Source organism: Pontixanthobacter aquaemixtae (assembly GCF_009827395.1).
GTDB classification, from domain to species: domain Bacteria; phylum Pseudomonadota; class Alphaproteobacteria; order Sphingomonadales; family Sphingomonadaceae; genus Pontixanthobacter; species Pontixanthobacter aquaemixtae.
On sequence record NZ_WTYX01000001.1, the window covers coordinates 763967 to 790640 of the forward strand.

Here is a 26674-nt window from a genome sequence, read left to right on the forward strand (position 1 = left end):
TCTGGCTTTGTGCTCTTTATTCGATTGCGCGTATGCCTAAGAGTGAGAGAGGCATTCAACGCGAGGCTTCGATGGATTTCAAATGGACTGACGAAGAGCAGGCATTCCGAGAGCGGTTGTTGGCTTTTCTGGAGAAAACTCTTCCAGATGATTGGGAGCGGTTTTCACAGCACGGCCCGGCCTCACCGGAACTGACCCGTTACGCAGAGGAATTCTGCGGCAAGCTGGCCGATGAGAAACTGCTAACCCCGCATTGGGCCAAGGAAATCGGGGGCGAGGGTCTCGACCCCTGGCATCAGACAATCCTCGCCGAAGTAATGTGGATAGCCGGCGAACCGCGCGGCGGCCAGTACATGAATGTCAACTGGATCGGCCCCACATTGATGAAATACGGCTCTGCGCTGCAGCAGGAGCAATATCTGCCCGAAATCGTCGAGGGCAAGGCACTGTGGTGTCAGGGATTTTCAGAGCCTGGTTCGGGCTCTGATCTGGCGTCGCTACGTACCCGCGCCGAGCTTGTTGGCGAAGAATATGTCGTCAATGGCCAGAAGATCTGGACGAGCTATGCGGGCCTCGCCGGAACCTGTTTTCTGCTCTGCCGCACCAGCGATGATCGAAAGCGTGGGATCACGATCCTGCTTATCCCGATGGACACGCCCGGCATTACGGTCCGGCAAATCCCCTCGCTGATCGGCGAAGGCGATATTCACGAGGTTTTCTTCGATGATGTTCGCGTGCCCGCTTCGGCAAGGCTGGGTGACGAAGGTCAGGCATGGGAAATTATCGGCTATTCACTGACCAATGAACGCTTGGGAATTCCGCGCTATAGCCTGGCGCGCGCGGCTCTCGACAGGGCGGTATCGATCCTCGAGGATGCAGGCGATTTTGATGATCCCGGCGTCCGCATCGAAGCCGGGCATGCCGCAGCTCTGTGCGAGGCATCGCGGATGGCAAGCTACGCGATCGTCAGCAAACGCGCGCAAGGCGAGAAGATCGGGGCGGAAGCCTCTTCGGCGCGCTTCGCAACGATCATGGCGGAACGCCGCGTGGCAGAATTCGTATCGGAATATCTGCCGGAAGCGCTCTGCGATGCGCATCCCTATCTCAAAATGCACCACCAGCGCGGAATTGTTGCCGGGATCGCCGCCGGAGCTGCTGAAATCCAGCTCAATATCATCGCCAGCGATGTTCTGGGCCTGCCAAGGGAGCCGCGCTGATGCATCTCGATTTTACTGACGACCAGCGCGCAATTCTTGATGCGCTTGATAGCCTTGCCAAACCTTTCGAAAGCGCGCCGATCCACGATGCGCCGCTGGCTGCGACCAGCGCTGAACTGAATTCGGCGATTGTCGAAGGGGGATTTCTCGATGTTGCGCAAGATCCCGATCTGGGAACTACCACCGCAGCGATTGTGATCGAGAGGCTCGCGCGGCTTCCTTTTGCCGTGGAGGCCGGGGCGAGTGCAATGTTCCGCCCGCTGCTGAGCGATCCTTCCTCGCAACCGGTCTGTCTGGTTGACGAGCGACACCTTGCACGCCCGGTCCGTTTTCTTGGCGAAGGCGCAACTATCATTGTTGTTGGAGATTCCGTGCGCAAATTTGGCGCGGAAGCGGGTGTAGTGCACAGCGAGCCAGAGGCGCTTTTTGCCTATCCGATGGCCATGTTGAGCGGCGTTCCTGACGATGCGGAAAAGCTCAATATTCCGGTGGGTGAGGCCAAAGTTCGCTGGCAAGTTGCGATTGCCGCCGAAATTGCCGGATTGCTCGCCGCAGCTTTGAAAAGCACGTGTGAGCATACGACTGATCGAAACCAGTTTGGGCGGCCGCTGGCGACATTTCAGGCGCTACGTCACCGCCTGGCTGAGGCGCAGGTGCGCACCAACGGGGTCTACTGGCTGGCAATGAAAGCTGCCTCTACGCTCGATCCCGCTGACGCGGCAATGGCTGCGCTTCACGCACAGGAATCGGCGAAGAACTGTGTCTATGATTTCCATCAATTTCTGGGCGCGATGGGCATGACGCTGGAGCATCCGCTGCATCTCTGGACCTATCGACTTAAGGCATTGATTGGTGAACTCGGTGGGCGGGGAGCGCAGGCGCAGTGTGTCGCTGACAAACTTTGGCCGGCGCGGTAATCCGATCCCCGGCGCGCGGTATTGCAGGAATATGACAGACACTATGGATGCCACCGACTTTATAAGAGATAAATGCCTGATTGATGGCAAGTGGATCGGCGCAGACGATGGATCGTCGTTCGAAGTCACCAACCCTGCCACAAGTGAAGTCCTGACCTCGGTTCCCAAGATGGGTGCAGCAGAGACCGATCGTGCAATCGAAGCGGCGCGCAAAGCGCTGCCAGCATGGAGCAGTCTCGCCGCCGGAGAACGCGCGCAAATGTTGCGCAGGCTGTTTGATTTGATGATCGAGCACAAGGACGCGCTTGGCCGGTTGTTGACGCTAGAGCAGGGGAAGCCGCTTTCCGAAGGGGTGGGTGAAATTTCCTACTCGGCCAGCTTCATTGAATGGTTCGCCGAAGAATCCAAGCGGGCGTATGGTGAGGTGATCCCAGGCCATGCCGTTGATCGCCGAATTGTTACGCTGCGCCAGCCGATCGGGGTGGTCGGAGCCATCACGCCATGGAATTTCCCTTCGGCAATGATTGGCCGAAAACTTGGCCCTGCACTGGCGGCGGGTTGCACAGTTGTGCTGAAACCCGCATCGCAAACGCCGCTTTCCGCGCTCGCCATCGGGGTTCTTGCGGAAAGAGCGGGCATTCCTGCGGGAGTGATTAACATCGTCACTGGCAGCGCGTCTGCAATTGGAGGAGCACTGACCGCTAGCCCCGTTGTTCGCAAGATCAGCTTTACCGGATCGACCGAGGTCGGGCGCGAGTTGATGCGCCAGAGCGCCGATACGATCAAGAAGCTCTCGCTCGAGCTCGGCGGAAACGCGCCGTTTATCGTGTTTGATGATGCGGATGTCGATGCGGCGGTTGAAGGGGCGTTGGTTTCAAAGTTTCGTAATGGCGGGCAGACTTGTGTGTGCACCAACCGCTTTTATATCCAACAGGGGGTTTACGCGGAATTCGCCGAGAAATTGGCCGAACGCGTCGGGCAGATGCAGCTGGGGGACGGCACCGCAGAAGGGACCCAGATCGGGCCGCTTATCGACGACGCAGCGGTCGAAAAGGTTGAAGAACATTTAGCGGACGCAACCGGATCGGGCGCGAAAATACTAACTGGCGGGCGTCGCAGCGATTTGGGGCGGACATGGTTTGAACCCACTGTGCTTGTCGATGTTGATCAGTCCATGCTGGTTTCGCGCGAGGAAACATTCGGGCCATTGGCGGCTCTCATACCCTTTGCGAATGAATCAGAAGCGATTGCCATGGCGAACGATACCGAATTCGGGCTTGCCAGCTATTTTTACGCCAGCGATCTTGGCCGTGTCTGGCGCGTAGCGGAAGCGCTCGAAAGCGGAATAGTCGGCATCAATACCGGTCTGATTTCCACCGAAGTTGCCCCTTTTGGCGGGGTAAAGCAATCGGGCCTCGGCCGCGAAGGTTCGCGACACGGTCTGGATGATTATATGGAAATCAAGTATTTGTGCATGGGCATCTAAACCATCAGGCCCCGTTGCCTATTTTTCCGCACCGAATGCCGGGCGGGGTAACGTCGCCAGACAGATAACACTTACCGCCATGCAGCCGATCGAGATCCAGAAGAATTGGTCGTAATTGCCGGTATTGTCGAAGATGCTTGAGGCATAGAGCGGACCGGTTGCGGTTCCAATCGAGAGTGCAACGAGCAGACCACCGTAAAGCGCACCAAAGGCTTTGAGGCCGAAGTGCCGCGTTGCCAGATAAACGATCACGTCCACTTCAGCGCCCACCGTCAACCCGATCAGTGCGGCCGATAGAAACGCCGCATCGGTCCCAAGATAAAGAAAGCTGATGCAGGCAAGAATGGGTAAGCAGAATATCGCTGCACCCACATAATTTCCGGGCAAGCGATCCAACAGGAAACCTGTTCCAAGCCGGCCAATAATGGCGAAGATTCCGATCCAGAAGGCGAGGGCGCCTGCCTGCGTCGGCTCCATTCCGCTGTCGGTTTGTATCGGGATGAAGTTCACCACCAGCGCCAGAGCTACAAATGTGAAAAGCACACTGGCTACCAGCAAACGGACATAGACCGTGCTTTTCAGGCCTTCCAGAAACGAGAACCCGGTTGCCTGGCCGGGCGTAGCAGCGGCGGCGATTTCTTCGCCTTCGTGCGCTTGGGCCTTTACGTCGCGTGCGCCGCGGAAAAACAGAATAATGACCGGGAGGGCAATTGCAGCCCAGATCGCCCCTTGGAATATCATCGCTTGTTGCCAGCCATAGGCGGCAATCAATGTGGTCCCGAGCCACGGAAACAGCGCCTGGGCAGTCGATGCGCCGCACAGGGTTATCGCAAACGCCAGACCGCGCGATGCCTCGAACCTGGTGGCAACCGCGGCCGTCCAGATGGTGGCCTGCACGGGAAGGGTGGCGAAGGCCAGAACGGCCCAGAGCAGATACCAGTTCCACTCGTCACCGGTGGCGGCAAAGCCGATCAGCGCGAAGGCGCCGGACAGTAGGGCAACCCCGGCAATGCCGATGGGCCTTGGACCTACACGGTCGACCAGCATGCCGATAGGCACGGCAAACAGGCCCGAAATCAATGTCGCAATGGTAATTCCGAAAGTGACGGTCGTGCGCGGCCAATCGAACGCCTCACTGATCGGTACAACGAACGGGCCAAGGCCGTAAATATGGATGACGCTGGTCGCATAGCCAAGCGCTGCTGCGATGGGGAGTGTCCAGTATTTTCCCCATTCCGATCTTGCCCCGATTGCCGTCATTCTCTCTCCCTTCGTGCCGTCCTTACTGACGATCATCTGTTTTATATTCGGCGTTATGTTCGCCCAAATGCGGGGTAGGCCCCGCTACTTTGCCCGGTGTGCGGGAAAACCAGGTTGGAACGCCCGGATAGCGGATGGTTCCTTCTTTGCTTTCTACATTTTCGAAGAAGCCTATCGCATTAAGATGAGGGTCGTCGAACAGATCGTCAGTCGATTTCACCCGCGCGCAGGGTATCTGGAGAGGCTCGAGGAAATCGAGCCATTCCTGTGTCGTGCGTTCAGCGAATGTCTCCCCTAACAAGCCATAAATTCGGTCGATATGCTTGGCGCGTTTTTTGAGAGTATCGAATTCTTCGCTTTGCCATGCGGGTTGCAGCGACTTCATGAACGCATCCCAATGTTTGTCGTTATAAATGAGCGCGGCGACGTAGCCGTCCCGTGTCTTGTAGGGACGGCGGTTGGGAGAGACGGCCCGGTGATAATGGGCCGGGCCCAGCGGAGGATCGAACAGCTTGCCACTCGCATGTTCGACCAGCATGAAACTGCTCATCGCTTCGAACATTCCGATTTCGACTTCCTGCCCTTCGCCCGTCCGCGCGCGATGAAACAGAGCAGCCAATGTGGCATACAGGGCGTGAAGCCCGGCGACTTTGTCCGCCATGATCGTCGCCGCGAAACCTGGCTCCCCGTTCATCAGCCCCTGCACGTGCGGAATGCCGCACTCAGCCTGAATGGTGTCATCATAGGCAGGCTTGTCTCCGTCTGGCCCACGTCGGGAATAGCCATAGCAATTGGTATAGATGATATCGGGCTTGATCGCGCTGACCGACGGATAGTCGAAGCCCAGCTTTGCAATTGCCTTACCGCGCATGGAATGGATGAACACGTCGGCGTCGGCGATCAGATTTTTGAGTACCTCGCAATGCGCAGGATCACGCAAATCGAGTTCGATGCTCTTCTTGCCGCGATTGATATTGGTGAACACCCCGCCAAGGTCTTCGCTCGGCCCCGCATTGATGAAACGCGTTGCATCGCCGCCGGGCGGTTCGATTTTGATCACGTCTGCGCCGAGGTCAGCAAGGATCTGGGTCGCATAGGGCCCGAATACCATGCTTGTCAGATCGACGACGCGTACATCTTTGAGTGGTCCAGCCAATTCGACCTCATAGGTTGGTTGTTGTTGCCAGCCAACGGCTAGAACATGAGCGTAACAATTCCAATGCGATTGAACTTCGCCACACCGATATCGTGTTGCGCGCCGATTGTGGGCCTTTTAAGCCGCTGCTACCGCAAGCCACCCAAACCAATGAGGTGCGCGTGCAGTGGATTACGCCTTGAACGAAGAACAGCAAGAGCTACGCGAGGCGGTCTTAAGGCTGTGCAGCGATTTCACCGATGAATATTGGCTGGATCGCGATGAAAGCGGTGAATTCCCCTTTGAATTCCACCGGACTCTGGCCGAAGCAGGCTGGCTAGGCATTGCGATGCCGGAATCGGTTGGGGGTTCGGGACTGGGCATAACCGAAGCCGCGATCATGATGCAGGCGGTTGCGGAATCCGGCGGCGGAATGACGGCCGCATCGAGCATTCATGGCCCCGTTTTCAGTCTGGAGCCAATTGCCCGCTTCGGCACGGAAGAGCAGCAACAACGCATGATCCCGCCGGTCCTCTCCGGCGAGGAGAAGATGTGCTTCGGTGTGACCGAACCCAATGTCGGTCTCGACACCACCAGGCTCAAGACGTTGGCCGTTCGCGAAGAGGGCGGGTATCGCGTCAACGGTGAAAAGATCTGGATCACCAATGCGCATGTCGCCGACAAGATTATGCTGCTCGCGCGTACGACACCGCTAGAGGACGTAGAGAAGAAAACGCAGGGCCTATCCCTGTTCTATACCAGTCTCGACAAGTCCAAGGTGGAAACCCGCCTGATCCCTAAAATGGGACGACACGCAGTCGGGTCGAACATGCTGTTCATCAATGATCTTTGGATCCCCGAGGAAGACAGGATTGGCGCCGAAGGTGACGGGTTCAAGATCATCCTTCAAGGCCTGAATCCGGAGCGGATTCTCCTTGGAGCCGAAGCGGTTGGGCTGGGCAGGGTGGCGATCAAACGCGCTGCGCAATATGCGCGGGAGCGGGTGGTTTTCGATCGCCCGATCGGAATGAATCAGGGCATCCAGCACCCGCTCGCCAAATGTTGGGCGCAGGTTGAAGCGGCCAATCTCATGGTCATGCAAGGGGCGGCCAAATTCGATGCGAACGAGGAATGCGGAGTAGAGGCGAATGCGGGCAAATACCTTGCTGCTGAAGCCGGATTTGAAGCCTGTCACACCGCCATGCTAACGCTTGGCGGGATGGGTTATGCGAAGGAATATCACCTTGAACGCTATCTGCGCGAAGTGCTGATTCCGCGAACTGCCCCAATCAGTCCGCATATGATCCTCAACTACCTCGCCGAGCGCGTGCTCGAGCTGCCTAAATCATACTGAGGGAGCCAGATCTGATGCCGCAGGACCAATCCTTGCCAATGCGCTCCTGGCTGTTTTCGCCGGGCGACAGCGAAAAGAAGATGACCAAGGCCGCACAAGGCGCTGCCGATATCGTGATCTTCGATCTGGAAGATGCCGTTGCAACCGAGAACAAGCCGATGGCTCGCCAGATGGTGCATGATTTTCTCGTGTCGCACGCACAAGAGCGGCAACGTCTTTGGGTGCGGGTCAATCCGCTCGATGGGCCTTACACGCTAGGCGATCTTGCTGCGATAATGCCGGGAAAGCCGGGCGGGATCATGCTGCCCAAAGTGTATGGCCGGCAGGATGCAGAGGCTCTCGATCATTATTTGTCCGCGCTCGAAGTTGCCAATGGCATAGAAGAAGGCACAACGCCGGTGATCGTGCTTGTTACCGAAACGTCTGAAAGCATGTTTCACGCAGGCGATTTCAAGGGCGTGCGCCGATTGATCGCAATGACATGGGGCGCCGAAGACCTTGCGGACTCGATCGGTGCAAGCTCCAACGTCAATGAGGACGGAAGCTATTCGTTCACTTATGAATTGGCGCGCAGCATGTGTTTGCTCGGCGCTTCGAAAGCCGGAGTGGCGCCGATAGAGACTATTCAGGGCGATTTTCGCGATCTGGAAAAGCTGCGCAAACGGGCGGGAATGGTGCGGCGGGATGGCTATCGCGGGATGTTGGCGATCCACCCTGCGCAAGTCGATGTCATCAATGATGCGTTTACACCGACCGCGGAAGAGATTGCCGAAGCCCGCGAGATTGTGGCTGTTTTTGAAGCAAATCCAGGCGTGGGTACGATCGGGTACAAGGGTGGAATGCTTGATCGCCCGCATCTGTCGCGAGCCCGGCAATTGCTTGCTCAGGTAGAGGAATAGTGGCTCAATCCATAGCCATCGAGCAGCTTGATCTCTCCGCAATTCTGAAGCCCGGCGATGCCATCGTCATGGGGCAGGCTTGCGGCGAGCCGACCAGCTTGCTCGAAGCGCTCATCGAACAGGGCAGCACGATTCCCGATCTAAAGCTGTTTATCGCGACCAGCTTTTCCGGCCTTTTCGATGAAAATTGCATAGATAGTTTTTCGCTGAGCAGCATGGGGGCAATCGGATTGCTCCGCAAGATGACAAAGCTGGGCGCTTTGAAAGTAATTCCGGTCCATGTCAGCCAGGTTGCCCCGCTCATCAGCGCAGGGGTAATCCCGTGCGATGTCGCTATGGTCCAGCTTAGTCCGGCGAATGCGAATGGCAATCACAGCTACGGCTTGATAAGCGACTATACCGGTGCGGCTATTGAGAAAGCGCGTATCGTCATTGCCGAGATAAATCAACAAGTACCGTTCACTTTCGGAGAAACTGTCTCGGCATCGGCGATCGACATTGCGGTTGAAGCAGATCGGGCTCCGGTAGAAGTTTCGCCAGCCAATATCGGCGAGATTGACAAACAGATTGCGGCATTTTGTGCCGACTACATTGGTGATGGCTGCGTGCTCCAGACCGGGGTGGGCGCGGTTCCCGATGCCATTTTGCGGCAACTCCATGACCGCAAAGATCTGGGCGTTCATTCGGGAATGTTGGGTGATGGGCTGGTTGATCTGGCCGAAGCCGGTGTGCTCACAAACGCGCGCAAGGAAGTCGACGTGGGTGTGTCCATCAACGGTGCGCTGATTGGGACAAGGCGTCTGTATGACTGGGCCCACGAAAATCCGTCAATCCGGATGTGTGCAACCAGCTACACGCATGACGCCGCCGTTCTTTCGCGTCTATCCCGGCTTGTTACGATCAACTCCGCAATCGAAATCGATTTGACCGGTCAGGTAAATGCAGAACAATCAGGTCCTGCCTATCTGGGCGGCACGGGCGGTTCGGTTGATTTTGTCCGGGCAGGGGCGCGTTCTCCGGGCGGTGCTTCGATCATTGCGCTGGCTTCAACCGCGAAACAGGGATCGATCAGCAAGATCGTTCCGGCATTGTCGGGCCCGGTCACCACGGCCAGGTCCGAGGTAGATGTCATTGTAACCGAATATGGCGCGGCCGAGCTCAAGGGAAAAACTTTGGCGGAACGCGCTGACCAACTAATCGCGATTGCGCATCCGGACTATCGCGATGGCCTTGACCGAGCAGCGCACGAAATTCGCAAGAGAGGATTTTGAGACATGAGCGATGCTGTCCTGTTCGAAGCCCGCAATGACGGGATTGCTGTTCTGACAATCAACCGGCCGGACCAGCGCAATTGCCTGAGCAAGGAAGTGCGCGATGCGCTGCGTGAAAAGTGGGAGATGTTCAAGGCCGACGATAGCCTTCGTGTGGGGATCCTGACGGGTAGTGGGGAAAAGGCTTTTTGTGCCGGAGGTGATCTCAAGGAAATGGTCGAGCGCAAGTTGCGGGTTCCGCCGCGCGACATGTTTCCGGTCCCCTATGAAAATATGCGGTTGAGCAAACCGACAATCGCGGCGGTCAACGGTATCGCATTTGCCGGCGGATGGATGATCGCGCAAGCGTGCGATCTGTGTGTTGCCAGTTCAGCAGCCAAATTCGCAATTACCGAGGTTAAAGTGGGCCGTGGGTCACCATGGGCATCGCCGCTGATCCATATGATCCCGCAGCGGATCATGATGGAGATCATTCTTACCGGGAAGCCGATCTCTGCGCAGCGGGCTTACGAAATCGGCTTGGTCAACCGGCTGGCCGATCCCGAATCTCTCATGGATTGCGCGTTGGAACTGGCGCGTGAAGTGATCGAAGGCGCCCCTCTGTCGGTAGAAGCGGGGCGTAACACCGTCATGCTGGCGACAGAGATGGGGCGGGCAGAGGCGCTTGATGCCGCATGGGAGGCTCACGAAGAGGCTTACAACAGCGATGATGCACAAGAAGGCCCGCTGGCGTTCTCACAAAAGCGAAAACCTGTCTGGAAAGGCGAATAATTCTGTCTGCCTGGCTGCGCTGGATCTATTCGCCTTTATGCGCCCACTCAAAGCTCTTGCCGAGGTGATCGGCCATTCCGCTGGGGTAGGGCGGGAATGTCCATTGCTCTGACGCGTCGCGGATCGCGTCAATTTCACCCGCAATCTGTTCGATCGTCCAGGAAGGATGGAACACGCCTTTGCTTTCGGTAGTGAAGGCACGTGCCATGCGCCCAGCTGCCGCGACCAGATGTTCGCCAGACAAAGCGCAATCTTCATGGCAAAGATAGGCCACCATCGGTGCAACAAGCTCGGGCTCCATAGGCGGATATGCGCTGGTATCCAGCCCGTCCGCCATTCGCGTCACCGCAGCGGGGATAATCGTGTTGGATTTGATCCCATGATCGCCGCCCTCCAGCGCGATGACATTGTTCAAACCCATCAAAGCGGCCTTTGACATTCCGTAATTTACGGTCGTCTGGCTGCCGTAAAGACCGCTGCAAGAACTGGTCATGACAATGCGGCCATATCCTGCCGATATCATGTGCGGCATCGCGGCCCTGGCTAGGTAGAACCCGCCGCGCATATGCACGTCAATTACCGCGTCAAAATCTTCCAGCGGGATCTCGTGGATCAATCCATAACGCACATTTCCGGCGTTATGGACAAGGATGTCCAACTGCCCCCATTCGTCTATGGCGGCTGCGACCATTTCTTCCGCGCCTTCAGGAGTCGCGACTGAAGCGGTGCTGGCGATGGCCTCGCCCCCGGCGGCCCTGATCTCCGCCACGACATCCTCGGCCGGATTGGCCACGATCTCGTCACCACGCTGAGCGCTGCCATTGTCATTGACGACAATTTTCGCGCCACGTTCGGCCAGCAAAAGGGCGTATGATCGCCCGAGGCCGCGACCGGCCCCCGAAATCAAGGCTGTTCGCCCGTCGAAACGCAATTCATCCATGTGCAAGCTCCGCTGGTTCCGCACGGTTTGGCGGAATATCCAAGAGCTAGCGGGCAATTGCGCTGCGAAGCAAGCAGCAGGGCATTTTGCCCCGCGAGTTTCGCCGTGGCGATCACCTGCGGGTGATCGCTTGCACCTATGCTGGTGATGGCGCACTCTAGCTGATGCAATAGCTGGAGCGAGCGATGAACAAGCCTTTTCCTGATAGTGAAATGCTACAAAAACCCGTGCGCGTGCCGGCCGAGGCCTATATTTCGCGCGAATACGCGGCGCAGGAGCAGGAGCGGTTGTGGCGCAAGGTTTGGCTTCAGGCGGGACGGACCGAAGATCTCAAAAAGGCCGGGGACTTCATAACTTACGAGATTGGTTCCGATTCAGTGGTTATCGTGCTGGATGAAAGCGGGGATCTCGCCGCTTATCACAACGTTTGCCCGCATCGTGGTCGGCGGTTGGTCGATGTTCCTTCGGGTGAGCGGAACGCATGCGGAACGCGGAAAAACTTCATTTGCGGGTATCACGGCTGGACCTTTGGCCTCGATGGCGAAAACACATTTGTCGAACATGAGGAAGACTGGCAGGGCGCGCTCTGCAATGGCCGGGGCGATCTGAGCAAGGTCTGTGTCGAAAGCTGGGGCGGGTGGATATTCATCAACCTGGACCCTGAATGCGAGCCCTTGGCGGATTTCCTCGGCGTGATTCCGCAGATGCTTGAGCCCTATCAGCTCCAAAATATGCGCGCACGTTGGCGCAAGTGGATCATCTTCGACTGCAATTGGAAAGTCGCGATGGAGGCTTTTTGCGAAACGTACCATGTCGCCACCACGCATCCTGAATTCAATGCCTATGGCAAGTTTCGCGGCTGGTCGCGCAACCACGGCCTGCATACCAATATCGGCTATGAGGCGCCCAAGGGCATGGAGGAAGACACCGGAAAAATGCGCGTCGGGACAGAAGGGATTGACCCGCGTGCCACCACTGCGGAAATGCAGAATTACACCTGGGAAGCGGCCAACACCAATACTACCGAAAAGCTGGTAGAGGTTGCCAACCGGTTGGTAGATGAGCTTCCCGAAGGCACATCTGCGGCTGAGGTTTCAGCATACTGGATCAAGACCGCGCGGGAAGAGGACGCTGCGCGCGGTGTTGTCTGGCCTGAGGTCGCGCCCGAACACACTGTCGAGGCAGGCACGGCATGGCAGGTTTTCCCTAACTTCCAGATCGGGCAGGGCGTCCAGAATATGCTCTGCTACCAAGCCCGGCCTTATAAGGGCGATCCCGACAAATGCATTTTCGAAGCATCCGTCTACCAACTCTATCCCGACGGCGAAGAGCCTGAAACACAATGGGAATATACCGAGCCGGAAGATTGGCCCCCTGTGCTGCAGCAGGATTTCTCCAACATGGCCGCGGTGCAGGAAGGTATGAAAAGCGCCGGCTTCGCTGGAGCACAGCCCAACCCTTATATGGAAAGGGCGGTTGCCAGCCTGCACACAAACCTCGCGCGGTACATGGGCGCTGGTGAGCCTGTGCCCCTTGATTAAGGCAAGGGACGTCAGTTCGATGTCAGATACGAAGATCGATGAAATTCTGGAGACGGTCCGTTATTTGAAAGACCGGCAAGACATCCTCGACTGCATCATGCGCGAAGTGCGTGGCCGCGACCGTCACGATGAGGACCTTACCCGATCTTGCTATTGGGAAGACGGTTTTGACGAGCATGGGCCAAGCATCATGCAAGGCCCCGAATATCCCGCGCGCGCCAACGCCGGGCATGCGGCTTTTTTCTCTATGACAACGCATAACATCACCAGTCACACCTGCGAAATTGACGGGGCGACCGCGAATTGTGAGACCTATGTTGTTGGCACTTTGCTGTCGAAGGACGGGGGAACCTGTACGTTTGCGCCGGGCCGCTACATTGATCGTTTGGAGAAACGCGAGGGCGAGTGGCGAATTCTCCATCGCCGGTGCACAGTTGATATGTCACTGGAGGGCAGTGCCGAATGGGTACACGGACCGGCGGTCAAGGGGTTCCTGAGACCGACATGGGACAAGGACGATATATCCTACAAGCGGCCAATTGCAGTCGGCTCTGACGGGCCGCGTTGGGGGGATGGCGATCCTAGCGAATGATCAGCGGATATTGCTCGCGCGGTGCCAGCTGATGCGTTTCGCGCGCGGATTGCGGCACCCGTCCTTCGGCATCGGCGACTCCGTATCGCTGGCCCAGTTCCGCGCCGATCAGGGTCTGGCCGGATAGGTCGTGCAGGCCCTTGTCTTGCAAGAGTTCCCACAACACATGCCCGGTGAAATCTGGCGTTTCCAAGCGATCAAGAAGAAAAGAGTATTTCTCTGGCTCCTGATCAATCATGTCGAGCAAGCGTTCGGTCGCGAGCCCGCCCATCCAGACAGATATTGCCGAAACGCCTGTGTCGGCCAAATCGACCGCCATGTCTGCCGCCATCTTGTCGAGCGCAGCCTTGTGGGCGCCATAGGCGGGGCCGTAACAATAATGGACCGCGCCAGGTGAAGAGGTAAAAGCGATCAGACCGCCACCTTGTTTCACCATCATTTGCGCCGCAAACCAGCTGGCCTCGTAAGAGCTTTTGATCCCGACATCGAGCATCCTGCCGAGCGAAATAGGCTTCTCCCAGAAGTTGCCGGGGGTCGTCAGTGCATCCTGAATAGCGCAGGCATTGTTTACGAGAAGGTCGAGTCGGCCGCTTTCGCTCTCGATCCGCTCAAACAGCGCGGCCACATCGCTTTCGACCGAGTGGTCACAGCGAACGGGAATTCCTGTGCCGCCAACCTCGGTCACTTCATTAGCGGTCTGTTCAACAGTGCCGCCGAGCCTGTTGTCGGTCGTGCCCGATGATCGGGCGGTTACGTAGACGGTGCAGCCATGCGAGCCAAGCGCGCGGGCTATTCCCCGGCCGGCACCTCTGCTTGCGCCGGTTACAAGCGCAATCGGCGGCGGACCGGAATTGTCGGCTTTCACGCGAAGGATTCTTCGCCCTCAAGTTTGGTTCGGACCATCAACCTGCCGCTGCTGACATCATACCACTCGGCGCGATGCATCGTGCCGGTATTGTCCCAGATGACCAAATCGCCTTCGGACCATTCGTGACTATAGGTAAATTCATCGCGTGTCGCCCATTCGCGCAGTTCGTTGAGAATGAGCCGGCTTTCCATCTGGTCTTTTCCGACAACTGTGTGCGCCGTGTTGCCCAAGACGAGCGATTTTCTGCCCGATTTGTGTTTCCAAACCAGCGGCAGTTCATTGTCGCCGATTGACTGCATCCCTTTGAGCATCGCCACCGGCGGTTCCGGGTTGTAGAAAAACAGGCTGGCCCATGCGCCGTGCCGCACCTTCAAGCCATCAATCCGGTCCTTTTCCTCTTGCGGAAGCGCGTCATAGGCCGCGTATGTGTTGGAAAAGCCGGTGTTTCCGGTGCCTTTGGGCGATGGCTTCTTGCACGCAAGAATCGAAGCCAGGATCGGAACATCCTGCATCGTGCCGTCAATGTGCCAGTAAAGCGAACCTTTCAGATATTCTGCAGTTGCACCGGCAATCTTCGGATCAATCGAAATCTTTGTGACTTCCTCCGCGTCACCTTGGCGTTCCGGGGCATAGGTCCCGAGCGTCTTGGTGAAAGCGATTTGCTCTTCTTCGGTGAAGTTGATTTTTGGAAATACCAGAACGCCGCGAGCTTCCAGCTCTTCGCGGATCGCTTCGCCCAGCTCGCCCGACAGTAGATCTTCCTTCGAGTTGAGGATTTTACTGCCAATCAGTGGACGGATTTGCTCGACTTCAATCGAAGTGTCGGTGGCTACGCTCATAGTGGTTTCTCCGCATACTACCCCAATCATACAGAAGGGGAGTTGATCATCCAATTCGCACGGGCGATGTTGCGCCGTTCCTGTCAGGCAGAGCCCATATAGCGACCGCCATTGGTGCTCAGGGTCTGACCGGTGAGATAGCTGGAATCTTCGCTCGCAAGGAACAGGCAGGCCGAAGCGATCTCTTCAGGACGGCCGATGCGTTTCATCGGCAATGTCTTTGCATATTCGTCAATGTCGATTGGTGCCGCGCGCAGGCTGGGGGTATCGACCACACCGGGGGGAACCATATTGAACGTGACCCCGCTTGCCGCATATTCCAGCGCCAAAGCTTTGGTCATGCCCAGCACGCCGCCCTTGGAAGCAACGTAGTGGACCTGTGCAAAGCTGCCGCTTTGGGTCGAAGAAGAGGTGATGTTCACCACGCGGCCCCATTTGGCATCAAGCATCGCCTGCAGAAATTCGCGAATACAGAAAAACTGGCCCTTGGTGTTCACGTCGTTCACTTTGTCCCACTGCTCTTCGGTAATTTCAAAAAACGGGACAAAGGGAGAAATACCGGCATTGTTCACAAGGATATTGGGATCACCGAAAGCATCACGAACTTCGGCGCCGCCCTTGGCGATTGCATCCTTGCTCGACACGTCGACAACAGTGCCGATTGCTTCGCCGCCTTCGGCCTTGATCATCGAGACAGTCTCTTCGATCCCGTCACCGTTCATGTCCCAAACGGCGACTTTGGCGCCTTCCTTGGCAAAGCGTTGAGCAATGGCACGGCCGATTCCCGAGCCAGCGCCTGTCACAACGGCGATCTTGTCCTTAAGCTGCATCGCTTCTTCCTTTCGCATTGGTTTGCAATCAGCTTTTCCGCTGACATGTCACAACCGCATTACGCAATTCGTAGCTTTGCAACATCTCTGACCAGCCAATATCGGGGACGCGATGTAGCGCTATGCCTGGGACAATCATCAACGCTGAAAGGAACATCCGTGTTTCGTGAAGTGCGATTTGCCAACCGGGGCAGTGATGCGCGCCATCACCGAAACTCAGGAATTCGCCGCGTCCCTTGATCTTGGTTGCGCGGTCAGGATCCAATGCAAACGGACATTCGCCCACGGCATCGGGATCAGTATTGACCTGATGAGAACAGATCGCCAGCACTTCGCTCGCTTTGTCTTCCTGGCGCCGATAAAGAAATGCGGCAATCGGTTCGAGCCGGAGTATTTCCAGCAGGATTGCTTCCTGTTCCTTTTCATCACCGCTGACAAACCGTTGGCGCAGGGTTTCGTTCTCAAACATGTGCCATGCAGCCACGACGATGAATTCGCGGGTGGTAACCATTCCCGCTGCTGCATAGGTCATGCATTCCATCATGATGGCGCGGTCTGACAAGCCCGCAGCGATTAGGTGCGAGATGATGTCGTCTTGCGGTTCGGCGCGCCGGGCGCGAATTGTCGGCCTAACATCATTCCAGTAAAAATCGATCTGGTTGAAGAATTTGCGCGTATTGACAATGAACCGGCTTGCAAAGTCAAACTTGTGATAGATCGCCGCGGCAAGCGAGGTCGACAACCGTTTCGCCATTTTCTGACGATCGGTTACTGTCAGGCCGACAATATCCGCGGCGACCGCAACTGCTAGATCGAAGCTCATCAAGTCGATCCGGCCTTCGCCCGATTGCCGAAGCTGGTCGATTTGTTCCTTGGTGACTTCGTTTATGATCGCGGTGTAGCGCGTCTTGATCGCTTTGGGGGTGAAGAATTTCGCAATATCGGCGCGCTTCTTCTTGTGATCGGGCCCGTCCAGGAAAAACACCGGTGTACTGGCAGGATCGCTGGTGTCGAAAAACTCGGCTCCGCCCCCGGCTTGAACCAATTCCTTGTTCCGCAGGATCTCGCGTGCCTTGGTGTAGGAAGTTACCGAGCGCGAGTTTGCCCGGGGTTTTGCCCGCTGATGTACAACGGATGCGGTTTTGCGATCATCGCGCAGATTGGTCTCCATGCGGGTCCTCCCATGACTTGCATCGGGCTGACGGATCGTAATGGCAAAACCGTCTGGAGTCGCCCGAGGCAGCATTCACCAGCCGCAAATCGCCGTGGCGATGCAAGCGCAGCTGGAGGCGCCAAGTGTTGTGCTATGATCGAATGTGCCGTTGATGTGCATCTGACCCGATAGACAGGAGACGGAAATTGGAACGCCGCATGGCAGGAAAGTGGTCGGTGCGCGACGACAGGTCGCTTTCCGGAAAGGCGCGTGCCGCAGGCCATTGGGTTGATTCTACGATCGCTGACGCGCTCGAAGAACTCGCCCAGGCAGATGGAAACCGGACGCTGCTCGTTGATGGTGCAGTGCGACTGAACGCATCCGAACTGTGGGCGCGTTCGCAGCGGCTGGCGGCATATTTGCAGTCAAAATATGATCGCGGATCGGTTGTTTCATTCATGCTGCCAAATTGGCACGAAGCCGCCATTGTTTATTTGGGTGCTACGCTTGCCGGAATGGTCGCGAACCCGATCCTTCCCTCGCTTCGTGATCACGATTTGCGCTTTATCCTCGCGGATGCAGAAACCAGCATTGTTTTCATTCCCGTCGAATTTCGCGGTTTCTCATATGCGGACATGTTGCGCCGCGTAGCAGGCGAATTGAAGGGCCCAACGGATGTTGTCACCGTGAGAGGATCGGTTGACGGTTTTGATAATTTCGAGACCGTATCAACAACGAAAGCCGCAAGAGATCGCGTCGATCTGGATGCCGATGATGTGCGGATGATCATGTATACTTCGGGCACAACAGGGCGCCCCAAGGGCGTCTTGCACACGCACAACACGATCCACGCGCTTATTCGCCAGATTGGCGAGCATTGGCTGGTTGATCGCGGGGACAAGTTCCTCGTCCCTTCGCCGGTCAGTCATATTGGCGGGTCGATATATGCTTTTGAGTCCCCACTGCTGCTTGGAACGACAGCCGTCCTGATGGACCAGTGGGATGCGAATGCGGCCGTCCCACTCATGCTTTCGGAAAAGATCACGCATATGGCGGGGGCGACGCCGTTTCTGCAGCACCTTCTCGCCGCGGCTCGCGACCAGAAAACGCGGCTGCCTGACCTGAAGGTTTTCATTTGCGGGGGCGCATCGGTTCCTCCGTCCTTGATCAGGGAGGCAAATGACTATTTCGACAAGGCCCGCGTGTCGCGCGTCTATGGCTCAACCGAGGTGCCGGTGACCACCGTTGGCGCGCTGGATGCGCCTGCCATGCCTGAGGCGGCCGAAACCGATGGAAAGCCGGGTATTGCCGAGGTCCGTTTGGGAGAGGCGTCGGAGATCTGCGCATATGGGCCGCAAATGCTTCTGGGATATGCCCATCCTGAAGATGAGCAGGTAGCCTTTGACGAGCAAGGCTTTTACCGCACGGGTGATCAGGGCCGGATGACCGACAGCGGCGCCGTTGTGGTCACCGGACGGATCAAGGATCTGATCATCCGCAATGGTGAGAACATCGCGCCGAAGGAAATCGAAGACCTCTTGCTCGGACTGGAGGAGATTGAGGAAGTGGCCATTGTCGGCATTCCCGATGAGCGGACCGGTGAACGGGCCTGTGCAGTGATAGTACCTGCGGCTGGCGCGCAGCCCGATGTCACTTTGTTGGGCGAATTTCTTGCCGGCTTTGGGGTGGCAAAATTCAAATATCCCGAACGTGTCGATTTGCGCGCGAACCTGCCCAAGAACGAAGCGGGAAAAGTGTTGAAGCATGTATTGCGCAATGAACTGGCAGGCGGTTGAACGCTGCATCGCTGGTGCGCTTTCTGGGGCAGGGACTTGCAGCCGCCGCCCAGCAGGGTAGCTCTGGTATCAACGATTGAATGGCGCGAGAGGACTAACCATGGCCGAGGCCGACCCAAGCAAAAGTTTCGACATTCCTTATCTGGTCGAAAATCCCGAACGCATCCCGTCAAAACGTTACTATGACGAGGAATTCTACAAGGCCGAGAATGAGCGCCTGTGGCCGCATGTTTGGCAAATGGCGACACGTCTAGAAGTGATCGAGAATGTCGGTGACTGGATCGAATATTCGAACCTTGGGCGATCCGTCATCGTTGTCCGGGCCAAAGATGGGGTGAAAGCCTATCACAATGCATGCCGCCACCGCGGGGTGCCGATCGCGTCTCCTGGCGGCCACGGCAATTGCAAATCGCAGGGGTTTATCTGCCCATTTCACGGCTGGCGTTGGAATCTCGATGGCGAGAACACCTTCGTTTACGGGAAGCATTTTTTCAGTGAGGAGCAGCTCGATCATGCTGATCTGGCCTTGCGTCCCTGCCGTGTCGAAACCGCTATCGGCTGCGCATTCATCAATTTCGATGACGACGCGCCATCGCTGCGTGACAGTATCGGTCCACTGATCGACGATCTTGAAGCGCGCGGAATGCACAAACAGCGCGCCGAGTGGTGGTATGCGACCAAACTCCCTGCAAATTGGAAGACTGCGATGGAGGCCTTCATGGAAGGCTACCACGTGATGCGTACGCACCCACAGCTTCAGCAGAAGCTTCCGCAACTCTACAACACGCTTTACGGGATGGATACCGGCGGCATTGGCTTGCCAATCAATCCCAACCTTTCCGTCGGCGAGAATGTGAAGGCGCAGTATGAGCACATGATCCTGCTGAACGAAGGTATGGCAGGTATGATGCATCAGAAAGAGATTGAAATCGCGGGGCAGCTGCTCGAAGTCGATCTTCCCGAAGATCCGGCTGAAGCAATCCCGATGTGGTACGGGATAGTGCAGCATCAGGTCGTCGAGGCGCTAAGAGCGCGCGGAGAAGACCTTCCCGATCTCAATGCGGTCGCAGTGAGCAATCCGATCCAGGCGGTAGAATTCCTCTTCCCGCATTATTTTGTGCTGCCAATCATGAGCTCGGCTTCGGCATACCGTATTCGCCCGCTAGGGCCCGAGGAATGCCTGTTTGAACTCTGGTCGCTCACCAATTTCGCCGAAAGCGACAATCATAACCCGGTGACTGAGCCTACTGTTTTGCCATATGATAGCGAAGATTTCCCGACTATTCCAAGGCAGGATTACTCGAACATTCCGATCCAGCAGCAAGGACTGCACGCAGAAGGTTTCGATTTCATGCGCTTGGGCGGTGGTGTCGAGGGACTGATCAGCAATTACAATCGTGTGATCGACGGTCATCTGACGGGCGTCGAAAGCGAAAAGCTGTCTCAAGCAACGCATAAGCTCGCACATAATTTTGATGGCCAGATTCACGAGTTCGAATTTTGATTGTGCGGACCGCGATTATAACTGGTGCCGGTAGCGGCATCGGGCTGGCGACGGCCAAGATGCTGCACGAAGCTGGCCACGCAATTGTGGGTGTGGGCCGGAGCGAAGACAAACTTGCCTCCCTAAGCGAAGCTCTCGGCACAACCGATCGGCTAGCGACACTGGCGATCGATGTGACCGCTCAGGATGGTCCGCAGCAGATCGTCGACACGGCGCTTCAAACTTTCGGCAGCGTAGACGTGCTGATCAACAATGCCGGTCTCGGTAGCCCGACACCTTTGCACGAGACCGACGATGAAACGCTCGACCGGTTTCTCGATGTGATGCTGCGTGCGCCGTTCCGCCTTTGCCGCGAGGCGATCGGGCATATGGGCGAGGGCGGGGTGATCATCAATGTGACCAGCACCTTTGCGATGATTGGCGGAAAGCGTGGTGGTCCATACTCTGCGGCAAAAGGTGGATTGCGATCACTCACCGAACACATGGCTGCCGAATATGGTCCGCAGGGCATCCGCTGCAATAATGTCGCGCCCGGCGTCACCATGACCGATATGGTCCGCCACCGTTTAGAAGACGAGACATTCAAGCGGGTGAATGTGGAAACCACACCATACCCGCGCCTCGCGGAGCCAGAAGATGTCGCATCGGTCATCGCTTTCCTGTGCTCACCGGGCGGTGAGATGATCAACGGGCAATCGATTGTCGTTGATGGCGGTTGGACGCGAACCAAATATCTCTCCCCGCGCGCGCTCACGTCGCAGTGGAGCGACCCTGAATAAAACCGGAGAAGTGCCCATGTCCCTGATACGTCCGATACTTACTCTTGCCGCACTATCGACCGCAGTTGCCTCGCATGCGCAGGAAAATCGCCCCCCAATGCTGCCGGTGGAAACCCTTGGCGAGGTACAGGAAGACGGCACGGTTACGGTCGGCAGTTTTGACCTGCCGCCCTCGGTCTATCTGAGCGAGGAAGCGAAGGCGTCACTCCCGCGCAAAGCCAGTGATCCGATGGCGGTGCTTGGCATGATCCTCAATGCGCCCGACCCGTCTGCGGTGCGGCCTCTGGCGGCGAAAAGCATGGCGCCAATGCATGCAAAGATGGCTGAAACCTACGGCGTCCGGATGGAAGAAGGCGTATTGGGCGGGGTGCCGGTGGTCTGGGCGATTCCGAAGGGACTCGAAAGCATCTCCGACGCAGATCGCGTGATGATCAACTTTCCCGGTGGCGGCTTCATTGCCGGAACCGCTGGCGGAACCGGAATGACCGAAAGTATCCCGATTGCAGGGCTGACCGGCGTTCCGATTGTTTCGATAAGTTATAGGCAAGCGCCCGAGCACAAATTCCCAGCGGCCAGCGAAGATTCGGCGGCGGTGTATCGCACATTGCTCGAACAGTTTGATCCAAAGAAAATAGCAATTTTTGGTTGCTCGGCTGGCGGGGCGCTCGCTGCACAATCGGTTGCATGGTATGTGAAAGAGGAGCTTCCGCTTCCTGCGGCCGTCGGTATCTTTTGTGCATCGGCGGACGGGTTCCGGGGGGGTGATTCCACCCATTACGCCCGGCCTTTTCAGGGCCTTGGCGGTGAAGGGCTGGTGACGCCATATTTCGAAGGCATCGACATGTCCGACCCGCTCATTTCGCAAGTGGAAGATCCCGAATTGCTCGCCAAGTTTCCACCCACTTTGCTGATCACCGGAACGCGGGCCTTTGAATTGAGCGCCGCGGTGAACACCCATCGTGAATTGACGAAGGCAGGGGTTGATGCCGACCTGCATATCTGGGACGGGCTGGGGCACGCGTTCTTCTACAATCCGGCCCTTCCGGAATCGCGCGAGGCGTATCGGGTTATGGCCGATTTCTTCACAGAACAACTCGGAATTGAGAAATGAGCAGGCTTTACGGTCCGGCGATTCATCAAGCCTTTGTCTTTCCCGATTTCGACGCTGCCCTTGAACGGTTTTCGGCAGGCGGGATCGGCCCGTTCTGGACCATGGAAAGCGGCGGGATGGGAATTTATCGCGGCGAGGAACACCCGCTGTCGATGGATGTCGCGTTCTTCTATTCCGGCGACACCTGCTTCGAGATACTCTCGCCGCATGGGGATCAAAAATCTGCTTATGGTGAATTTCTTGAACGCAATCCCGCCGGCGGATTGCATCATATCGCCTATTATTCGGAAGATTTTGACACGACCTTGTCGAGAAGTGCAGAGGCGGGCAAACCATTGACGATCGTTCAGGAATTCAGGCTTCCCGGATCCGACGAAATGGTGGAGATTTACTGCGAGCCTACGGACGCAAAAAATCCGATACTCTTCCAATTCGTGAGGCACGGCCCCTTTGATGCATGGTTTGAGGCAATGCATAGAGAGGCTGCAAATTGGGACGGAAGCGATCCCATTCGCGACGCACGCGTTTCGATGGCAGCGGCCATGCAGCAAAGATCGTAAGCCGCCAATGTGTGTGGCCGCGCTTGCATGGCAAGTCAGCGAGAAATTTCCGCTAGTAGCCATTGGCAATCGCGATGAGTTTCACGATCGCCCGACCACCGCGCTTTCGCGTTGGGAAGATGATGCCGGGATAATCGCTGGCAGAGACGAAGGGGCCGGAGGAACCTGGCTCGGTGTTAGCAAGCTTGGGCAGTTCGTCTTGCTTACCAATTTTCGTGACCCCGAAAACGTCACGATCGGGCCTGTCTCGCGCGGGAAGTTGGTGGAGCAGATTCTTCGCGGAGAGGAGCCCAAGCAGATTGAGGACATGAATGCGTTCAATGTCGTGCAGGCCAACCTTTCGCGCGCCCGATTTCTTTCCAACCGGGGCAAGGCGCAATGGCAGGAACTGTCTTCGGGAATTCACGGCGTATCAAACGGGCCATTGGACCGGCCATGGCCAAAGACACTCCAGTTGGGCGGGGTTTTGGAACGATGGATTGAGGAGGGGACTGGCGAGATCGAACCGCTGTTCACTGCCTTGCGGGCAGAAACGCCCGAGCCATCAGCAGAGCAACCGATCGATGCGCCTCAACCCGAATATGCTCCTGTGTTTATCCGCAATCCCGTTTACGGAACGCGCAGCAGCAGCGTGGTGATCGTAAACAACGATGGCCGCGGACTGATTGCCGAACGCAGTTTCGACGCCAGCGCCGCGGTAACCGGCGAGAAGAAAGTGGAATTTACCTGGCCGCAAGTGTGAGGCGGCGGCGCAGCCCTAGTCCAAATGTTTGCGGAAATGCGCGACCGTTGCGGCATAGGCATCGCGCGATTCGGGCAAGGCAGGATTGTATTGGTAGCAATGCCCCATTGCTTCCCCAACGATTAGGGTAGACTCCACTCCTTCGCGAAGCAGCGCACTATTGGTGACAATGGCGGGGCTGAGATCCATCGCACGCGTGCCGGTTGTGACAAGGGTCGGCGGAAATTGTGCGATGACATCCGTGTGCAGGGCGGGTGAAACCACGCTGTCCTTCATGTCCACTCCGTCGAAATAACCAAGTGTCAAATCCGCAGCCAGTTTGCCTTCGGCATCCGGGCCAGGAAAGCTGCCATCAATATTGGCCGCGATATAGGCTGAATCGCCCGATTGAAAACGGACGGCACCGGCGCCGAATATTCCGGCAGCCCCCATTTGCGGTAGGTTGTTTTGCGGGAGATAGGCGGCGAGCTGGGCGGTCAGTGCACCACCTGCAGAGCAGCCGAACACGCCAATTTTGGCCGCGTCATATTCCTTGAGCAATTCCTGGTACACCGCTGCTGCATCCTTCACACCGGCCGGGTGCGAAAATTCTGGCGCCTTGCGGTAATTGACGCTCACAACGCGGTAGCCGCCCAGCACAGCAATCGGTAGGGATTCGATTAGCGAGCAGCTTTCCCAGCACACGTTGAAAGCACCACCGTGCAAATTGATCAGCGTGCGCTCCGGATCAAATTCGCCTTTTGCAGGTGTGATAATCCGCACGGGTACGCCGCCAATTGTCGTTTCTTCGACAAGCGCTGGATAAAGCGCTGTCATTTGATCTACACGAGGCTGAAGCATTCGCGCCAAAGTTGCGCGGCGCGCGCCGATCTCGGGATTTTGACCTGTGGTCATTTCGCTGACAGGAATTCGGCCGCGCATCTCCTGCGCTGCCCGCGCTTCCTCGCTGGCCAGCACCGAAGGCGGCAATTCGAATTCGGGGACCGAAACGGTACCGTCTACGTCAAAGCTTGGGCGGGCAGGGGCATCTTGTGCCATCAATGCAGAGCCGAAACCTAGCAGAGCGATTCCTGAAAGTGCTGCAACTCGCATATCGGCAATTCCCCTCTTGGCTATTTTATCCGGCAGCAATCTCGCCCGATTGACTATCCTTTTCGGACGGCCGGCTTTTCAGCTTTTCCCAGTCGGCGTCATATTTTTTCCGCTTGGTCCCGCAAATATGGTCCCAGATCGTCGTGTAGCCGCCAAAATTATAGTTGAAATATTTGTGGTGCTGATCGTGGAATGTGGCTGTGATGAACCACTTTGTTGCCCAGCTGCGGTTCCACCAGCGCGGGAACAACTCGTAACCGGAATGGACATACAGCCCCATAATGATGTTGGTGGGGCCAATCAGGAACATTGCCTGTTCGCTGATCGGCAGCGCGAACAATGTCGCGGTGGTGATGAAGATCGGTACGAATCCGCCATTGATGAAGCTTTCAAGCGGGTTGACCGATATTGTCGTCAGCAGATTTGGCGAAGTCGACAGATGATGCAGCTTATGAACATAGGTATAGAACGGCTCTTTGTGCATCCAGCGATGAAACCAGTAAAACCACGTGTCGAACAGCAGGAAATAGGCAGCGAATTCGAGCACCACGACCCACCAGGGGACGGGCGTGGGATCGATCACGGCAAAGCCGCTATCCTGCAGCCATGTTGTGGTCAGGCCCAGGATCGTGCCCGAAATCGCCACGTTGATGACACCGTACAGTGCCTCCATCCGGAACCGGTGCCATTTGAACCCTCTTGGCTGGATTTTGCGGGCCTTGAAGAAGCCTGTGAGAAGGCCGGCGACCAAACCCGCAATGATGAACAGCCCGAACCATAATTGGAGCGACCGTTCGCCGTTGAAAAGCGAGTCAAAGAGAACAGAACCATCCATTTGAACGTATCCTTTAGCCCTTGCTTGGCAGTTCAGCCACTGCGGTTCCTAGCGCGCTCAGCTCTCCGCGATGGGTCTCTGCGCGTTGCTGGATCTCGACATATTTCTTGCCGCCATCTTCGAACTTGCGGATTACCTGCCCGTCGATGAAAATCACGTCGCCATCGGGATTGTGGCGGCGGATCTGGCTTTTCGATTTGTGCAGGAAGCCATCATCGCCGATCCAGTTGGTGACATGGTGGGTCAGCCAGCTGTGGCGCTCTGGTCCGTAATCATATGCGCCAGGTGTTCCGACTTCGCGCGCAAAATCATCATCCCAGTGGACCCGTTCGGGAACATCACGCACACCGAACTTATTTGGAATGCCGAGGCCAGGATGCGCATCGATCAGCTGGAAGTGTAGCTTGTTGGTGCGGATATACAGGCCGCCCCAGCCTTGGGCGTAGCCGATAAATCCGGTGACCGTCATCGGCCCCTTCATCATTCGCGGCAGCTCGTCGCCTTCCTGCACGTCTTCCCAATAGCGCGGCGTGGCGCCGCGAATTTCTTCGTTGCGGTACAGATCGAACCATTCCTGCATCTGTTCGTCAGTGAGCTTTTCACTCGCTGCTTCGTGACTTGCCCGCGCTTCGGTATACTTGGTGCCTCGTTCGCGAGCCTCGTCCCGGTCGGTGCGGAAAACATAGCTGTCGCATTCGGCCACGTGATCACCGTGCTGGTTGAAGAAATCGACGTGGTAGATCTGTTGGTACGCGCGCCCGGCAAAGCGGGTCTGGTGTTCGATCAGGTCTTTGAGATGGGATTCGGTGCTGATCGTGTCGTTGCGCAAGACTGGCTTGTGCCAGGTCCAGTCGGCACCGGCCCACATCGCATGGACGCCCGGCAATCCGCCACAATAGCCCGAAACAATACGGTCGGTCGAAAACAGGAAGCTCGGAAGCGCCACGATCGTTCCATATTTGGTCTTGGCTGCATATTCAGGATCGCACCACAATGGATTGTCATCGCCGATTCCGTGGGCGTAGTGGCGAATACCGTCTCGTGTGGCCTCGTAATTCCACGGCTCAACCGTGTTCTCGATCTTTACACCGATCCGCTTGCGAAGATCGGCCAGGCCTTCTTCGGTGATCTTGGGAAATCGCTGCTCTTTTGCCTGAGTGGCCATGATTGTGGTTCTCCTTG

General features: G+C 56.9%; 25 protein-coding genes. 15 read left to right on the top strand and 10 right to left on the bottom strand.

What is annotated here, in order from left to right; translation table 11 throughout:
- The first annotated feature begins 32 nt into the window (after positions 1–32).
- Genes GRI41_RS03725 through GRI41_RS03735 form a run of 3 tightly spaced genes read left to right on the top strand, consistent with a single transcriptional unit; the run spans position 33 to position 3620 of the window.
- Positions 33–1217: an acyl-CoA dehydrogenase family protein gene (locus GRI41_RS03725; protein WP_235901043.1), complete on the top strand. Its 1185-nt coding sequence runs from the start codon at positions 33–35 to the stop codon at positions 1215–1217.
- The gene (locus GRI41_RS03730; protein ID WP_160603429.1) at positions 1217–2134 is read left to right on the top strand and encodes an acyl-CoA dehydrogenase family protein; all 918 of its coding nucleotides are present in this window, start codon (positions 1217–1219) and stop codon (positions 2132–2134) included. Before GRI41_RS03725 ends, GRI41_RS03730 begins: the two co-directional genes overlap by 1 nt.
- 43 nt (positions 2135–2177) lie before the next feature.
- A complete protein-coding gene (locus GRI41_RS03735; RefSeq protein WP_160604610.1) occupies positions 2178–3620 on the top strand; it encodes an NAD-dependent succinate-semialdehyde dehydrogenase in 1443 nt (480 codons plus the stop codon).
- A gap of 18 nt (positions 3621–3638) precedes the next feature.
- On the opposite strand, the gene GRI41_RS03740 is transcribed toward GRI41_RS03735, so the two are convergent.
- Positions 3639–4916: an MFS transporter gene (locus GRI41_RS03740; protein ID WP_235901044.1), complete on the bottom strand. Its 1278-nt coding sequence runs from the start codon at positions 4914–4916 to the stop codon at positions 3639–3641.
- On the bottom strand, positions 4903–6036 hold the full coding sequence (locus GRI41_RS03745; RefSeq protein ID WP_268893177.1) for a CaiB/BaiF CoA transferase family protein: 1134 nt from the start codon (positions 6034–6036) through the stop codon (positions 4903–4905). Before GRI41_RS03745 ends, GRI41_RS03740 begins: the two co-directional genes overlap by 14 nt.
- Before the next feature lie 166 nt (positions 6037–6202).
- On the opposite strand from GRI41_RS03745, the gene GRI41_RS03750 reads away from it, so the two are divergent.
- The 4 genes from GRI41_RS03750 to GRI41_RS03765 all read left to right on the top strand — a co-directional run bounded on the left by GRI41_RS03750 (position 6203) and on the right by GRI41_RS03765 (position 10310).
- Positions 6203–7369, top strand: coding sequence for an acyl-CoA dehydrogenase family protein (locus tag GRI41_RS03750; protein WP_160603430.1), 1167 nt, complete (start codon positions 6203–6205; stop codon positions 7367–7369).
- Between the two features lie 14 nt (positions 7370–7383).
- On the top strand, positions 7384–8268 hold the full coding sequence (locus tag GRI41_RS03755) for an HpcH/HpaI aldolase/citrate lyase family protein (RefSeq protein WP_160603431.1): 885 nt from the start codon (positions 7384–7386) through the stop codon (positions 8266–8268).
- Positions 8269–8336: 68 nt separating this feature from the next.
- Entirely contained in the window at positions 8337–9539 is a 1203-nt protein-coding gene (locus GRI41_RS03760) for an acetyl-CoA hydrolase/transferase family protein (RefSeq protein WP_160604613.1), read from the top strand.
- 3 nt (positions 9540–9542) lie between these two features.
- Positions 9543–10310, top strand: coding sequence for an enoyl-CoA hydratase/isomerase family protein (locus GRI41_RS03765; RefSeq protein WP_160603432.1), 768 nt, complete (start codon positions 9543–9545; stop codon positions 10308–10310).
- A 25-nt stretch (positions 10311–10335) separates the two neighbouring features.
- Here the strand turns inward: GRI41_RS03765 and GRI41_RS03770 are convergent, their stop codons facing one another.
- Positions 10336–11250, bottom strand: a complete 915-nt coding sequence (locus tag GRI41_RS03770) for an SDR family NAD(P)-dependent oxidoreductase (protein WP_160603433.1) — start codon at positions 11248–11250, stop codon at positions 10336–10338.
- Between the two features lie 185 nt (positions 11251–11435).
- Here GRI41_RS03770 and GRI41_RS03775 point away from each other — a divergent pair, with 185 nt between their 5' ends.
- Together GRI41_RS03775 and GRI41_RS03780 are read left to right on the top strand one after the other, a co-directional pair.
- Entirely contained in the window at positions 11436–12791 is a 1356-nt protein-coding gene (locus tag GRI41_RS03775; RefSeq protein ID WP_160603434.1) for an aromatic ring-hydroxylating oxygenase subunit alpha, read from the top strand.
- Positions 12792–12810: 19 nt separating this feature from the next.
- Entirely contained in the window at positions 12811–13383 is a 573-nt protein-coding gene (locus GRI41_RS03780; RefSeq protein WP_160603435.1) for a nuclear transport factor 2 family protein, read from the top strand.
- On the opposite strand, the gene GRI41_RS03785 is transcribed toward GRI41_RS03780, so the two are convergent.
- The 4 genes from GRI41_RS03785 to GRI41_RS03800 form a co-directional block, all read right to left on the bottom strand.
- Positions 13373–14248, bottom strand: coding sequence for an SDR family NAD(P)-dependent oxidoreductase (locus tag GRI41_RS03785; protein ID WP_160603436.1), 876 nt, complete (start codon positions 14246–14248; stop codon positions 13373–13375). The two genes, GRI41_RS03780 and GRI41_RS03785, sit on opposite strands and share 11 nt — an antisense overlap.
- Positions 14245–15090 (bottom strand): TauD/TfdA dioxygenase family protein, encoded by an 846-nt coding sequence (locus GRI41_RS03790; protein ID WP_160603437.1) that lies wholly within the window; start codon positions 15088–15090, stop codon positions 14245–14247. Before GRI41_RS03790 ends, GRI41_RS03785 begins: the two co-directional genes overlap by 4 nt.
- Positions 15091–15173: 83 nt before the next feature.
- Entirely contained in the window at positions 15174–15938 is a 765-nt protein-coding gene (locus GRI41_RS03795) for an SDR family NAD(P)-dependent oxidoreductase (protein ID WP_235901045.1), read from the bottom strand.
- A 10-nt stretch (positions 15939–15948) separates the two neighbouring features.
- Complete coding sequence (locus GRI41_RS03800) at positions 15949–17091, bottom strand: cytochrome P450 (RefSeq protein ID WP_160603438.1); 1143 nt, start codon at positions 17089–17091, stop codon at positions 15949–15951.
- A gap of 200 nt (positions 17092–17291) precedes the next feature.
- Between GRI41_RS03800 and GRI41_RS03805 the strand changes: the two genes are divergently transcribed.
- The 6 genes from GRI41_RS03805 to GRI41_RS03830 all read left to right on the top strand — a co-directional run bounded on the left by GRI41_RS03805 (position 17292) and on the right by GRI41_RS03830 (position 23565).
- Positions 17292–18869, top strand: coding sequence for an AMP-binding protein (locus GRI41_RS03805; protein WP_202388648.1), 1578 nt, complete (start codon positions 17292–17294; stop codon positions 18867–18869).
- Between the two features lie 100 nt (positions 18870–18969).
- Positions 18970–20373: an aromatic ring-hydroxylating oxygenase subunit alpha gene (locus tag GRI41_RS03810; RefSeq protein WP_160603439.1), complete on the top strand. Its 1404-nt coding sequence runs from the start codon at positions 18970–18972 to the stop codon at positions 20371–20373.
- A 2-nt stretch (positions 20374–20375) separates the two neighbouring features.
- Positions 20376–21152, top strand: coding sequence for an SDR family NAD(P)-dependent oxidoreductase (locus tag GRI41_RS03815; RefSeq protein WP_160604616.1), 777 nt, complete (start codon positions 20376–20378; stop codon positions 21150–21152).
- Positions 21153–21168: 16 nt separating this feature from the next.
- Positions 21169–22263: an alpha/beta hydrolase gene (locus GRI41_RS03820; RefSeq protein WP_160603440.1), complete on the top strand. Its 1095-nt coding sequence runs from the start codon at positions 21169–21171 to the stop codon at positions 22261–22263.
- Complete coding sequence (locus GRI41_RS03825) at positions 22260–22823, top strand: VOC family protein (RefSeq protein WP_160603441.1); 564 nt, start codon at positions 22260–22262, stop codon at positions 22821–22823. The genes GRI41_RS03820 and GRI41_RS03825 overlap by 4 nt, the downstream gene beginning before the upstream one ends.
- Positions 22824–22830: 7 nt before the next feature.
- Positions 22831–23565 (top strand): NRDE family protein, encoded by a 735-nt coding sequence (locus GRI41_RS03830; RefSeq protein WP_160603442.1) that lies wholly within the window; start codon positions 22831–22833, stop codon positions 23563–23565.
- Between the two features lie 15 nt (positions 23566–23580).
- Here the strand turns inward: GRI41_RS03830 and GRI41_RS03835 are convergent, their stop codons facing one another.
- Genes GRI41_RS03835 through GRI41_RS03845 form a run of 3 tightly spaced genes read right to left on the bottom strand, consistent with a single transcriptional unit; the run spans position 23581 to position 26657 of the window.
- A complete protein-coding gene (locus tag GRI41_RS03835; RefSeq protein WP_235901046.1) occupies positions 23581–24657 on the bottom strand; it encodes an alpha/beta hydrolase in 1077 nt (358 codons plus the stop codon).
- A gap of 25 nt (positions 24658–24682) precedes the next feature.
- Entirely contained in the window at positions 24683–25492 is an 810-nt protein-coding gene (locus tag GRI41_RS03840) for a sterol desaturase family protein (protein ID WP_160603443.1), read from the bottom strand.
- A 13-nt stretch (positions 25493–25505) separates the two neighbouring features.
- Entirely contained in the window at positions 25506–26657 is a 1152-nt protein-coding gene (locus GRI41_RS03845; RefSeq protein ID WP_160603444.1) for an FAS1-like dehydratase domain-containing protein, read from the bottom strand.
- Between the last annotated feature and the right edge of the window lie 17 nt (positions 26658–26674).